Raw genomic sequence first — 12319 nt, 5'->3', positions numbered from 1 at the left:
ATCGCACCTCCCTTCTGGTGGGCGTTACTTCATGGCACCCGGCGCCAAGTAGTCAGGAAGTTCCAATTCGTCGGCGATGTCCCGCCCAATTGCGAGCCTCGCCACGCCTGGTATCGAGAAACTTCTGACCACGACGTTGCGGAAGAGCATTCCCCAGCGCGTTCTCGGCGCCAGCGCCCCAGCAAAGCGCTCGGCACCCCGCTGTTTCCGGCCTATATAACTCTTCAACCGCGCCTCGTACGTGGCAAACGCCTCGGAATATCGTCCACCGGCCATGGCAAGCTCGCCGGCCAAAACATAGGCTGAAATCATCGCCAGCGCCGCCCCCTGACCTGCCAGGAGCGAGACGCAGAAGGCGGCATCACCAATGAGTGCTATCCGCCCTCGTGACCAGTTGGGCATCCTGATCTGACTGACGGTGTCGAAGTAGAGTTCACCAGTGCGCTCCAGTTCGGCGAGCATCTGATCGCACTCCCAGCCATCTCCGCCATAGATTTCACGAAGGAGCGCCTTTTGCGAGGCCGGCGTTTCCGGCAACACTGAGTGATGCTCAGCAAATATCAAGAGAAACAACGTACGATCATCACGCAGCGTAAAGCGGCCTACCATGCGGCCCGGTTGACCGTAGATCAAATACACATCCTCGTCACGCGGCCGATAGCCCGGAGCTTCGAACGCGGCCACGATATACCCCAGATGTCGCTCGAACTGCGGCGGCGGTCCAAAAGCCAACTTCCGAACGGCCGAATGCAGGCCGTCTGCCCCAATGAGAAGGTCAAACCTGCGCCTGCCGCCGTGCTTCAGTTGGACTTCGACGCCATCCGGTTTCTCTTCGACGAGAATGATCTCGTCTCCGAAAATGGCTTCAACGCAGCCGCTGATCCGTTCGAACAGCATGCGCGAGAGGTCACTGCGCTGAAGAGTAACGTATTTTCCATTCGTCAACTCGGCGAAAACGTCGATACCGAAGCCGGCCAGCCGGTGGCCAGCTTCATCTACGATCCGAAATTCCTGAGCGTGGTAGCCGTCGCGGTTGATCGCCGGGATCAATCCCATCCGTTCGGCGATGGTGTAGCCCAGCCCCCAGAAGTCGATGACATAGCCTCCGCTCCGCAGCGTGGAGGCGCGCTCGACGAGCGTCGGTTGAAAGCCGGCTGCTTTCAGCCAATAGGCAAGCGTGGGCCCGGCAATTCCAACCCCGGAGATTAGAACGCTGTTCATGCCATCTCCTCAAAAACGAACGACGATCGGCACACGATCCCCGAGCTCGCTCTGGTGCTTCGGTGGTCTTGGGACGAGAATTATTCGCTTGCGTACAAGAACATTTGAGGCCGCGACAGAGTATTACATTCATCGCGACGGGATCGCCGCGATGATGTTCCGAGCACTCTCGCCTGCGCAACTTCAATCTCGAGCTTCGGAGACTGGACTGCTCCGACAAAGGAGACGACTTGGAAAACAAGTTGACTGTTCATGTCCGGCATATCGAGCGCACCCTTCGTGTAAGCGCAATCGCTCTATTCTTCGCTCTTTCGGTCTGGCTGCTTCGCGACATACTGTTGCTCTTGTTCAGCGCCGTGGTCATCGCTTGCGTCTTGCGGGGCGCCAGCGACGCGGTCCGTCGCGTAACGCGCCTCGGGCCATACACGGCATTGATTTCCGTCATTCTCGTGACAGGCCTCGCACTCGGTGCGCTGCTGTGGTGGAGGGGCAGCGCCATTTTCAATCAAGCCGACGAAATCAGCCGGCAACTGAGAACCCAACTATCGCGGATATGGCACGAACTGCAAAACAGCTCGTGGGGCTCGATCTTAGCTCAACAGTTGCAGATCGCCGGAAAGTCTCTGCGCACTGGCCTGACCGGCTACGTCACAGGCGTCGTTGGCTCCGTTCTCGGCATAGGTGGCACTCTCGTCGTTACGGCGGCGACAGCCGTATTTCTCGCTGCCTCGCCCCAACTCTATCTTGAAGGCTCGCTTCGTTTGCTTCCAATGGCTTGGCGACCACGCGGCCGCCACGTCGCCGGAGAGCTCGGTGCTACGCTTAGGCTCTGGTTTCTCGGCCAACTCGTCGACATGCTGATCGTGGGCGTGCTGCTCGGATTGGGCCTTCTCCTCATTGGCTCGCCTTTGCCACTATCACTGGCCCTACTGGCGGCCCTTCTGAACTTCGTACCATACATCGGGGCACTTGCAGGAGCAGTGCCGGCGATCCTTGTCGCTCTGGCACAGTCTCCTGTCCTTGCCGCTTGGGTCGCTCTCTTGTTTTTGACGGTCCAGCTGTTGGAGGGAAATGTCATCGCACCATGGATTCAGAAACGAACCGTCTCGCTGCCGCCCGCACTTACGATACTTTCCCAAACCGTTCTCGGCACTCTCTTCGGTTTGATCGGATTGATCGTTGCCACGCCTTTGATCGCTGTCCTGCTCGTTGCCGTCCGCATGATCTATGTTGAAGCGTTCCTGGAGCGCGAGAGTAGACCGGCTTCCCTCGTTGAAGAACACCACTAAAAGAGCGGAGGCTGTGTAGTTTGTACGGTGTCGTACACTCGCGACTCCGGCCGGGCACTCGGCGCGACAAAGTGTCCCGAACTCTTGACGCGAGAAACCAACATAGCAGGCTCAAGTTGAGACCGCATTCTGAAGCTAGAGGAGCCACAGATGCGGAGACTTACACTTGCCCTTTCTCTCACCGGCCTCATCGCGATTTCTCCCGTCGGCAGTACCCAAGCTGCACCTTTGACCGCGCTCTCGGCTGCCGCGAGCCCGACGCAGCACACGTCGGCGGTGCAGGATAATCTCACCCAGATTCGCTGGCATGGCGGCTGGGGGATCGGCGCCGGCCTGCTGGCAGGAGCCTTGATCGGCTCCGCCATTGCGACCCCGTACTATGAGGAATATCCGCCATACTATGGTTACAGATACCCCTACGGCTACCGTGGGTACTATCCGGCTTACGCCTATACACCTTACTGGGGTGGCTATGGTTGGGGGCCGCGACCATACGCCTGGGGCCCGCGCCCCTTGCGCTATAGCTACGGCTGGTCCGCGCCGAGGCCGTGGGGATATACGGTCCGGCGCGCGCACCCCTGGCGTCATAGCTACGGCTGGGCGCCGCGGCACTATCGGCACCACCATCACGGCGTGATCCGTGCGCACCATCGGTGGTGACGCTGCGCCTGTAGCAAAGTGCCCGGCCGCATTCAGTCAGTGGAGAAGCGCGCCGGGCGACGACGAACATTTCGTTGGAGAGGCTGCTGTCGACGTCGGGACAGAACCACCGATCGCAGAACAGGATGTCCGTCAGCCATTCGAAAGACTTCGAGAGGGCAATCACGGTGCAAGATTGGCTGTGTTGACGTCCTGCTTCCGAGTGACGTGCGTACCTACGGCTCGTTCCGCCGAGTATCAAAGCTCGTGCTTCCACAATGCGGGCATTTCGGAATCTTGTGTCCTTTTGTGACGTGAGTGGCCTGATGACATCGCTCACACCTGAAGTCTCCAGTCTCTTGGGCTGTCTCACCTGCATGCGCCGCCATGATACTTCTCCCTGTTGAGCGCGGGCGCCCCGTTTGGTCAAAGGGTCGCGAGCGGAAAGAGTTGCTAATTGTGTTCGGGGTCGTCAAAGCAACACCCTCAACCGATCGGAGCTTGCCCCTACATGCGTTCTTTGACGCCTGCCTCTACAAGCCACCAATTCACCGGGTAGCTCGTGAAAAATCCCGCGATCATCGCAATCTGCATCATGAACCAAAACTCCGGCATCGACGGCTCGAGCCTCACCCCGAAGAGATTCCTGAAGATCGCGAACTGCGCGATCGCCATAAAGCCGTACATGCCGATCTGCCAAGCAGTTAGGGAGAGAGTGTCTGCCTTCACAGCCTGGACGATTCCTGCGCCGGGTGACAAGTCGCGCATCGGTTTGATCGTGAAGTACTGAAATGCGACGCCGAGCACGAACGCGAACAGGTAATCCACAACCCAGATCGCGAACATCTTCTCTGAAAAAACGCTTTTCCATCCGGCCCAGATCGCAATCACCGGAAATGCAAGCGCAAGGCTTTCAGCGATGATGTCCCCGAGAGTACATCCGGCTCCGCAGTGCATGGCACCTTTTGCCACCATGACAGGAAAAGGAGTGCCCTTCTTGCTATCGGAGTGCTCATTTATCTCAGTCGCATCACGCGCTGCAAGCCGCCCAAACTGGTAGTACATCCACAAGGTCAGTACGGTGCCGAACAGACCGTTGACTGGCCAGACGACGTTCATGATCCACATGCGCTGTGGATGGCGGATCAGGTCGATCGCGATTACGATCGCGCAGACAAGTCCGACAGCCAAACTAGCCAGCGCCATATCTCTAAGCCAAACTGGAATCATGGCTCCTCCGTTGCTCGGAGAAGGAAACGTTCTGAAGATCGCTTTCGTTCAACTCGCGCCTTGGAGTTGGCCAAGATCAAGAGCTTTATCGCGGGCGAGCTCTCTGCAGAACTCGTATTCGACGTTCAATTATCACCACGCAGACGGCGGCCGATCTGCCGATCATACTCGCGCTGTATCAATCCAGAGCACGAACAAGCCGAGTGCTCGAGCTGATCCCGGTCGTGCAGTGTTATCGCGGCCCGGCTGTTGCGGATGATGCCGGCCCGTTCGAAAACTTCGAGACACTCGCTGACGCTTGCTCGACGAATCCCGAGCAATTGAGCCAAGACGGCATGCGTGATCGGCAGCTCGCTGGAACCCATTGCGTTCGCCGCAACGAGAAGCCACCGAGCAAGTCGCTGCTTGACGGAATGGAGCGAATTGCAGGCTCCCGCCTGTGACGTCTGAAACAGGACAAGATTGATGTAAGAGAGGATCACTCCGCGGAGCACCCCAAGATCGTCGAGCGCGGCGAGAAAGGCCCGCGCCGGAATTCGCAGTGCCGTTCCGCCCACCTGAACGACCCGCCGGTGCGGCGGCATCGGATCCTCTGGCGCCAATACGCAAGGCGCCCCGATCATTCCCTCCGAGCCGACCAGCCAAGCCTCCACGAAGCGCCCAGCCTCGACCTTGGCTGAGACGGATACGAGGCCGCTGCCAAGAAAGTAGACGTACTCCATCGGCAAGCGCCAATGGTGGAGGACCTGACGCGGCTTGAGCTCGACATCCGTCCCCATCGACTGAAGCACTGCCAGTTCCGTCTCTGGAATGCAGCGCAACAGCTTGTTACGTGAACCCAGGGGCCGAACGGTGTCTTTAAGCACAATCGACGCCAAATCCGGGCCTGTCGCCTGACCATCCCGCATTGCGCTGCTCCCCTAGTCCGGAGACTGATTAGAAAGCGTCCGCCAGTCTTGAGAGAGTACGCACTCCGGTCGGCAGCGGTTCCCTTTTCGTGCGTGCTACTATTTTCCCTGTGCCTCGCCCCTGTTTAAGGCGCTTCCCTCGAAGCGAAGGGCGGCGCGTACCAAAGCCAAATGGCTCAATCCTTGGGGGAAGTTGCCAGCAAGGCGTCGATCACGAACGTTGAACTCCTCAGCTAGAAGCCCCAGTTCATTTCGCGCATGCAACAGGTGCTCGAAGGTTCTCTCCGCTTCAGCCCGCCTCCCCTGCATAAGCTGGCATTCCGCGAGCCACCCGCTGCACGCCAGGAAAGCTCCTTGACGGATCGCCCCTGATGACCTGCGGTGAACGTAGCCTTCGTGCACGAGGTCGCGCTCGATCGCTTTGATGGTGTTGCGGATGCGTTCGTCGGCTACGGGCAAAAAGCCCAGGAGAGGAAGGTTCAGAAGGCTGGCGTCAACCCCATCAGCTCCATAGTACTCCACGAACGTTTCACGCCTGCTGTCGAAAGCTTTTTCGCATATTTCGCGATGCATCCGGTCGCGCAACGCGGCCATCTGCTGGAGAAACGGGCGATCGGCTGCCCGATGCAGATCTGTGCAACTGACGAAACGATCCACTGCAGCCCAGGCTGAGACCTTGGAATAGGTGTAGTGACGCGAATCCCCCCTCAGCTCCCATAAACCGTGGTCAGGTTGCTCCCATACGCGCTCAACGTGATCGACGACAGCTGTGATCAGCTCGCTTTCCCGTTCCGTAGGCGCAATCCCGGCCTTGGCTGCGCCAGCTATGGAGTTCAGAAGTTCGCCATACACGTCAAGCTGACGCTGGGAAGCGGCCGCATTTCCGATCCGCACGGGTCCAACGCCCGCATATCCGGGCAACCAGGACGCGGTCCATTCCTCCAACCGGCGCGAGCCGTCGACCCGGTACATGATCCTGATCTTCTCCGGTTCGGCGCCGGCGGCCCTGAGAAGCCAGTCCCGGAACGCCTTGGCTTCATCACGATAGCCAGCCCCCAGCAGAGCGCTGAGTGTAAAGGTCGCATCGCGCAGCCAGCAATAACGGTAGTCCCAATTCAGGTGCGAACCCTGCGCTTCCGGAAGCGAGGTGGTGGGAGCGGCGATGATGGCGCCTGAAGCTCGAAAGATCATAGCCTTGAGCGTCAAGAGCGAGCGCCTGACAGCCTCAGGCCACCGCGTCTCGATGTCGAACTTCGCAATCCAACCGCGCCAATAGTCTTCTGTCGCATGCAGCGCGGCGCCCGGCGCCAGCGGCGGGGGCGGCAGCGCTGTGGCGCTGCCATAGCGAAGGCAAAAGGCGACCTGCTCGCCTTCTCGCACTTCCACTTCGCCAAGGATGCACGATCCCTGGCGAGAAAGCTTCGCGGGAGAATGCAGCACCACGAGATCCGGTCCCACGAACGCAACCGCCCGATCGTCGCCGACTTCCAGCGCGGGTCTCAAGGACCCATAGTCGAAGCGCAGATCCAGCTCGCTCCGCAGCTCGACTGTTCCAGCGAGGCCCAGCACGATCCGAATCACAGCGCATGCGCCGTCATGAATGGGCATGAAGTCGATCAGCCGGACGCGGCCCGTCGGCACCTCGAAATCGGTCTCCAGAATGAGCGTATCGGCGCGATAGCGCCGGCTGCAGGAAGTGCTGCCACCGGCCGGTGCGAGCTTCCAATAGCCGTGTGACCTCGTGCCGAGCAAAGCCGCAAAACATGCATCCGAATCGAAGCGCGGCCAGCACAGCCAATTAATTGAACCGTTGCGGTGAACCAGGGCGGCTGTCTGGCCGTCCGCGATCATCCCATAATCTTCGATGAGCTTTTCCGCCACCGCCCGTGCTCACCTGGATCGCTGGTTCCGTGCACGGTGTCGTTCGATCCCAGTGTGTCTGCGTTCAGAAGCGCTCGCTTGGGCGGCCAGCGCGACCGCGACGATCCCGATCAATGCCGCAACAGGCCCAAGCCGCAGCAGGCTCGCAGGCGCGACGAAGGCCTGATCGACCGCTTCCGAACCGAAGCTGCCTCGGGTGCGATGCAGGCCGTGCAGTGGCTTAACAAGATTGTCCGGGCGGATGGCATCGATGGCGTGCTCGGTCTGTTGGCCGGCGATACAGGTTCGGGCGAGATAGCGATCCAGCAAAGCCGGCGCGAGCATATTCCCGAAAATGACCTTGAGCGTGCTGAGACCGATCCAGTACTCCCTGGCAGGCTTTTGCACGGCCTTGTAGACCGCATTCGCGATCACCTCGGGCTCCACGACGGGGGCGACCGGCCGGGGCGAATGGGGCATATGCGCTCGTGCCCAATCGAATTGCGGCGTGTTCACCGCCGGCAGCTGAAGCATGGACAGATTGATCCTGCTCCGCTCGTGAATGAGCTCGCTTCGTAGCGAATCCGTGAAGCCGCGAATGGCGTGCTTGGCGCCGCAATAGGCCGACTGCAGCGGGATCCCGCGATAGGCCAAGGCCGATCCGATCTGGATGATGGTTCCCCGGTTGACCGGCCGCATGTGACGGAGAGCAGCCATCGTTCCATGCACGAACCCGAGATAGGTCACCTCGGTGACGCGACGGAATTCGTCCGGCGTCACGCGCCAAACCGGCGAGAACACCGTCACCATCGCATCATTGACCCACACGTCGATCCGTCCGAACGCCCCGGCGATGCGGTCAGCAGCGGCGAACATCGCGGCGGCATCTGCCACGTCGAGCGGCATGGCGATGGCTCGTCCACCCAGATCCTCGACCTCTCGCCTCACCTCCTCGAGCGCTTCGGCGTCGCGCGCGATGAGACCGATCGAGCAGCCCGCGCGCGCGAAACGGTGAGCCGTCGCCCGTCCGACGCCGGCGGATGCCCCGGTGATCACGGCAACAAGAGGCGAGGGTGCAGGCTTCTCGGGCACGTTCCTACTCCGTGGACTCGGTGTTATGCTTTTCATGGCTGCGCAGCCGGGTAGGCGATGGTCGACAGCAGCGCCATCGCCGGCTGCCGTGAGTCGAGCCTGGTGTGCTGGACGACAACCGGAGCGCTTGCTTCGATCAAAGACGCGTAGCTGGTGTCGCGCGGAACCGGTGCAGGGTCGCTCAGATCGTTGAAGCGCAGGTGAAGGGTGCGGCGAGCCGGCACTTTCAGGCGATATGGACCGACCGGCTCCCTGTTCTCGAAAAACAGCGTGATCTCGACCTGCACCTCGCGATCCCCGGCGTTCAGGAAGCAGGCCGCCTCGTGAGAGACAAGGTCGTGAGCATCGCTAACGCTGTCGCTTGGGATGTAACCTTCGGGGATCGCCCATACCGTCGAACCGAGACTTGTCATCGTCATTGCTCCAGTTTGATCAGCGCCAGCCCGGTGTCGGGATCGTGCATCTTGTGGAGATGCGCCGGGCTTTCGGTGACGATCATTTCAAGCGTCGGGCGCACCACTCCCGAGCCCAAGTGCCCTGCGAGCGCTGTGCCATCGCGCCGGCCAACGACCAGATGAATGTGAACGGAAGGATCGCCTGAAGGCGCAAGCGCGACATCCCCGACGAGTGATGCAACCTCGACCTGTTCATCGACCCGGTTTTCCAGGTAGGCCTTCTTCTCCCAATCGAAATATTTCAGCGTGAGACTGCTGAATGCCCCAATACCGGTGATTTGAGCTGCAGCAAGCTGCTGCGCTGCTGCGAAGGAACGGATGCTCGCCATCGCCTCATCACCGGTGTCCAGGACAACAGCAAAGGTTCGCTGAGCATCGTCGTTGAGAAGCTTGTGCTGCATCGAGTCCTCTCCCATGCCTGGTGGCTAAAACCTGATCTCTCCCAGCCGCGCCAGCGAGCGGATCCGGTCGGCCGTGCGGCATGCGATCGCCTGAATCGTGAGCGACGGATTCGCGCCGCCAACGGTCGGGAATACCGAGCCGTCACATATCCATAGGTTGGGAATGTCCCAGCTGCGGCAATCCGCGTTGACCACGCTGTTGTCCGGGCGACTGCCCATTCGCGCTGTTCCGTTAAGGTGACAGGTATCGTCGTGCTGGACCCAAATGTCCTTGGCGCCGGCGGCGGTCAGGGCCCGGCTCATGAAGCCGATCGAATGATCGATGAGGCGCTTGTCGTTGTCGCCCCAGGAGTACGTGACGCGGGGAATTCTGATCCCGTATTGGTCTACCTCGTCGGCGAGCGTGACCCGATTTTTCTCCTGAGGCAGCATTTCACCGACGATCTTCAGGCCAACCACGTGGTTGTAGCGCTTCATTTCTTCGACCAGCCGGGCTCCCCACAGTCCATGCGCGCTGGCCTGCGTGTTGGCCCAGAGTTGCGGCAGAGGGCCTTGACTCATGTAGGAGTAGCCGCCGAAGAAGTCCTTGCCTTCGTCCTTATAATTCCAGTGCTCGGTGATCGCGAGAGATGGAGGTCCCTTGTATGAGCGAACCTCCTCGTCCATGACGCCCCAAACCGCCTGGTTCGCCTGAGCCATCAGATTCTTGCCCAGGAGGCCGGAACTGTTGGCCAGTCCCTCCGGAAACTTATCGGTTGCAGAATTCAGCAACAGCCGGGGCGTCTCGATCGCATAACCGGCCACCACCACATTGCGAGCCTTCTGGAAGTGCCACTTATCCTCACGGTGATAGTGCACCCCGATCGCGAGCCCGTTGTCGTCGGTCTCGATCCGTCCGACCATCGCCAGGTCCCTGATTTCGGCACCTGCCGAGAGGGCGCGGGGAATCCAGGTCACGAGCGCGCTCTGCTTCGCGTTGGTCGAACAGCCCGCGACACAGAAGCCGCGATAGACGCAGGGATGCGCCAGCCCGCGCGGAGCAGAAAGGGTGGCGAGCGGCGTTTCCGTCCACGCGATGCCCATCGCCTCGCAGCCGCGGGCCAGCGCGCGGGCTGCAGCATTGAGCGGATGGGCGCGGTAGGGGTAGCGCGGGCGCGGAGGTCCCCACGGATAGTTGATCGGTCCGGATATTTTGAGGGCCTGCTCGACCTCCGTGTAGTAAGCCCACATCTCGCGCCAATCGATCGGCCAATCCGCACCGTAGCCGAGCTTGGTTCGAGCTTTGAACCATTCCGGGCGGAAGCGGAGCGACACCATGGCAAAATGCACCGTCGAGCCGCCAACGGCCTTGCCGCTGTTGTTGCTCCCGAGTCGCAGCGGGTTGTCCCCGTCGACGATGCGATCGTCGGTCCAATAGAGCTTGGTTTGCTCGGATTCGTCGGAGGCGAAGTCCTCCAGAGGACGGAAGTAAGGGCCGGCGTCGAGTGCGACGACCGAGAAGCCGTGTTCGGCCAGCTTGCAGGCCAGCGTTCCTCCACCCGCGCCCGTCCCGACGATGACGAAATCCACCGCTTCGTTGTCGGCGTATTCCCTCATGCTGACCCAGCGGCCCGGCCGGAAAACGTCGGGCGCGCGACCGTTGCGGGCACGGGGACTGTGCCGGGGATCATCGGACATGGCGGTTGATCCTCAAAGCGGTAACCTCATCTCCGGGCTTGGCTTCGGCGGCCTCCCAGGGGTCGCGATCGTCGAAATCGAGACGCACATAACCGCGCGGACTGGCCGGTCCGCCCCAGCCGATCTCATTCCAGGCGGCCGGGTGCGAGTAATATGCCAGAACCAGATCGTGGAGCAGGCGGTGCTTGAAGAACGCGCCGGACGGCATGCCGACCCATTCGCGCGCGTGCAATTCACCGGCCTCGCAGCGTTGCAGCAACGCGTCTTGATCAGGCCCGGCGATCTCGGCGAACCGCAAACCATAGAAACTTCGCGCCTCCGCATTGAAGGCATTGAGCCCAACTCGCCACGCCTCACCATCTCGCGGCATACCGGCTGGGCGATAGCCGTCGAGGACGCCATCTTGCAGCTTTCTATCAAGGAGTGCCGCAACCGGAATACGCGAAGGCGAGCGGGCCTGCGGAACTATTCGGTTCGCCATCGCCGTGACGGATTCGAATTCTTCCGCCGTGAAAAAACGCGGCTCGTTCGCGACCGCAAGCCGATGCGAGATGACGTCCCGCGTCTTGTCATTCCAGGACGGACTGTTCCACTTCGCAAGGACGTCATAGCCGGGGTAAACATTCCTTGGGCCGCGCTGAGAGGTCCTGTCAGCCATCGGACGACTCTTTCATGAGCTCGAGCGCGGCAAGCCCGGCCAGCGCAAGTCCTGCGAAGCTTGGTGGGGCGGGCAGCGGCGGACCATTGAGAATGTTCTGGCTCCAGTTGCGCCAGCCACCCATGTTTCGTGAGATCCCATAGGCGTGCAAGCCGACACCAGCGAATCCCATTACGACGAGCAGCCGCATCCACCACCTGGTGGCGCGGTGCCCGCTCTTTCCGCTCCCGGCGGCGGTGGCGCCGAGCAACCCGGCGCCGATTGGAGGAAGGGTGACCGGAATGGCCATGAGCGGGTTGTGAAAGGCACCGCGAAAGTGCAGCAGACCCGCCTCCCCGCTCGTGCCCAGCAGGCCGAGCGCTGCAACCGTCGCAACGGTCTTGCCGGCCGGAAGGCTGAGCACGCGAGGACGGCGCCGCGGCCCATTGGCGCGCAGCCGCTCCGAGCAGAAGCCCAGCAGGCCTGACAGCAGAATAGCCATGGGGGCCCCGAGTGGGGCGCCATAGAAGAGGTTTTGCCAGCTGAACCCGCCCACCTTCTTGGTGACGTTGTAGATGTGAAAGCCCGTGCCAAGCAGGCCTGTTCCAGCTGCCAGTAGGTAGGAGGTGTCGCGCGCGTTGTGAGCGACGGGGCGCTTGTCGGCCGTGCCATGCAGGCTCATTGCCAAAGTCAGGCCCGCGACGACGATCGGCGTCAGCATGGCTTTGTTCTTGAAAGAGCCGCGGTAGTGCTCCACGGCACTGTCGGCAAGGACCGATGCGGCGAGCGTGCCCGCTGCCCGATTGAGCCGTCGCGCCGCCAACACGTTGTCGGACTCGCGGCGGTCAGGACGTGACAGCGAACGGCCCCCAGGCAATGAACCCCCCTGTGTCAGCGTGCTCCTCTCCTC

General features: G+C 61.2%; 13 protein-coding genes. 2 read left to right on the top strand and 11 right to left on the bottom strand.

The window, feature by feature from the left end:
• Positions 1 to 24: 24 nt before the first annotated feature.
• Positions 25 to 1221, bottom strand: coding sequence for an FAD-binding domain (locus ABIB00_RS08900; RefSeq protein WP_354104070.1), 1197 nt, complete (start codon positions 1219 to 1221; stop codon positions 25 to 27).
• Positions 1222 to 1451: 230 nt separating this feature from the next.
• Here ABIB00_RS08900 and ABIB00_RS08895 point away from each other — a divergent pair, with 230 nt between their 5' ends.
• Together ABIB00_RS08895 and ABIB00_RS08890 are read left to right on the top strand one after the other, a co-directional pair.
• Positions 1452 to 2510, top strand: a complete 1059-nt coding sequence (locus ABIB00_RS08895) for an AI-2E family transporter (RefSeq protein ID WP_354104069.1) — start codon at positions 1452 to 1454, stop codon at positions 2508 to 2510.
• Positions 2511 to 2660: 150 nt separating this feature from the next.
• On the top strand, positions 2661 to 3170 hold the full coding sequence (locus tag ABIB00_RS08890; protein WP_354104068.1) for a hypothetical protein: 510 nt from the start codon (positions 2661 to 2663) through the stop codon (positions 3168 to 3170).
• A gap of 215 nt (positions 3171 to 3385) precedes the next feature.
• On the opposite strand, the gene ABIB00_RS08885 is transcribed toward ABIB00_RS08890, so the two are convergent.
• From ABIB00_RS08885 to ABIB00_RS08840, 10 genes are all read right to left on the bottom strand, one after another.
• Entirely contained in the window at positions 3386 to 3538 is a 153-nt protein-coding gene (locus ABIB00_RS08885) for a zinc ribbon-containing protein (RefSeq protein ID WP_083843319.1), read from the bottom strand.
• A gap of 118 nt (positions 3539 to 3656) precedes the next feature.
• Positions 3657 to 4379: a DUF4396 domain-containing protein gene (locus ABIB00_RS08880; RefSeq protein WP_247400166.1), complete on the bottom strand. Its 723-nt coding sequence runs from the start codon at positions 4377 to 4379 to the stop codon at positions 3657 to 3659.
• A 125-nt stretch (positions 4380 to 4504) separates the two neighbouring features.
• The gene (locus tag ABIB00_RS08875) at positions 4505 to 5287 is read right to left on the bottom strand and encodes a Crp/Fnr family transcriptional regulator (protein ID WP_354104067.1); all 783 of its coding nucleotides are present in this window, start codon (positions 5285 to 5287) and stop codon (positions 4505 to 4507) included.
• 99 nt (positions 5288 to 5386) lie between these two features.
• A complete protein-coding gene (locus ABIB00_RS08870; protein ID WP_354104066.1) occupies positions 5387 to 7168 on the bottom strand; it encodes a glycoside hydrolase family 15 protein in 1782 nt (593 codons plus the stop codon).
• 9 nt (positions 7169 to 7177) lie between these two features.
• On the bottom strand, positions 7178 to 8239 hold the full coding sequence (locus ABIB00_RS08865; protein WP_247400169.1) for an SDR family oxidoreductase: 1062 nt from the start codon (positions 8237 to 8239) through the stop codon (positions 7178 to 7180).
• Between the two features lie 32 nt (positions 8240 to 8271).
• Positions 8272 to 8652 (bottom strand): sensory rhodopsin transducer, encoded by a 381-nt coding sequence (locus ABIB00_RS08860; RefSeq protein ID WP_247400171.1) that lies wholly within the window; start codon positions 8650 to 8652, stop codon positions 8272 to 8274.
• A gap of 2 nt (positions 8653 to 8654) precedes the next feature.
• A complete protein-coding gene (locus tag ABIB00_RS08855; protein WP_247400173.1) occupies positions 8655 to 9095 on the bottom strand; it encodes a PPC domain-containing DNA-binding protein in 441 nt (146 codons plus the stop codon).
• Between the two features lie 24 nt (positions 9096 to 9119).
• Positions 9120 to 10772: a GMC family oxidoreductase gene (locus ABIB00_RS08850; protein ID WP_247400175.1), complete on the bottom strand. Its 1653-nt coding sequence runs from the start codon at positions 10770 to 10772 to the stop codon at positions 9120 to 9122.
• Positions 10762 to 11430, bottom strand: a complete 669-nt coding sequence (locus ABIB00_RS08845) for a gluconate 2-dehydrogenase subunit 3 family protein (protein ID WP_354104065.1) — start codon at positions 11428 to 11430, stop codon at positions 10762 to 10764. The genes ABIB00_RS08850 and ABIB00_RS08845 overlap by 11 nt, the downstream gene beginning before the upstream one ends.
• Positions 11423 to 12235 (bottom strand): hypothetical protein, encoded by an 813-nt coding sequence (locus ABIB00_RS08840; RefSeq protein ID WP_247459205.1) that lies wholly within the window; start codon positions 12233 to 12235, stop codon positions 11423 to 11425. The genes ABIB00_RS08845 and ABIB00_RS08840 overlap by 8 nt, the downstream gene beginning before the upstream one ends.
• Positions 12236 to 12319 lie beyond the last annotated feature (84 nt).

Origin of the sequence: Bradyrhizobium sp. LB14.3 (genome assembly GCF_040547985.1) — a bacterium.
Taxonomy (GTDB): domain Bacteria; phylum Pseudomonadota; class Alphaproteobacteria; order Rhizobiales; family Xanthobacteraceae; genus Bradyrhizobium.
The sequence above is the reverse complement of the archived record's forward strand: the minus strand, read 5'-3'. Positions and strand labels throughout refer to the sequence as shown.

What these genes read in the sequence shown, in the direction of transcription:
- ABIB00_RS08890 (WP_354104068.1), top strand. Translation starts at nt 2,661, where the DNA reads ATGCGGAGACTTACACTTGCCCTTTCTCTCACCGGCCTCATCGCGATT.
- ABIB00_RS08860 (WP_247400171.1), bottom strand. Translation starts at nt 8,652, where the DNA reads ATGACAAGTCTCGGTTCGACGGTATGGGCGATCCCCGAAGGTTACATC.
- ABIB00_RS08850 (WP_247400175.1), bottom strand. Translation starts at nt 10,772, where the DNA reads ATGTCCGATGATCCCCGGCACAGTCCCCGTGCCCGCAACGGTCGCGCG.
- ABIB00_RS08885 (WP_083843319.1), bottom strand. Translation starts at nt 3,538, where the DNA reads ATGGCGGCGCATGCAGGTGAGACAGCCCAAGAGACTGGAGACTTCAGG.
- ABIB00_RS08855 (WP_247400173.1), bottom strand. Translation starts at nt 9,095, where the DNA reads ATGCAGCACAAGCTTCTCAACGACGATGCTCAGCGAACCTTTGCTGTT.
- ABIB00_RS08845 (WP_354104065.1), bottom strand. Translation starts at nt 11,430, where the DNA reads ATGGCTGACAGGACCTCTCAGCGCGGCCCAAGGAATGTTTACCCCGGC.
- ABIB00_RS08875 (WP_354104067.1), bottom strand. Translation starts at nt 5,287, where the DNA reads ATGCGGGATGGTCAGGCGACAGGCCCGGATTTGGCGTCGATTGTGCTT.
- ABIB00_RS08880 (WP_247400166.1), bottom strand. Translation starts at nt 4,379, where the DNA reads ATGATTCCAGTTTGGCTTAGAGATATGGCGCTGGCTAGTTTGGCTGTC.
- ABIB00_RS08900 (WP_354104070.1), bottom strand. Translation starts at nt 1,221, where the DNA reads ATGAACAGCGTTCTAATCTCCGGGGTTGGAATTGCCGGGCCCACGCTT.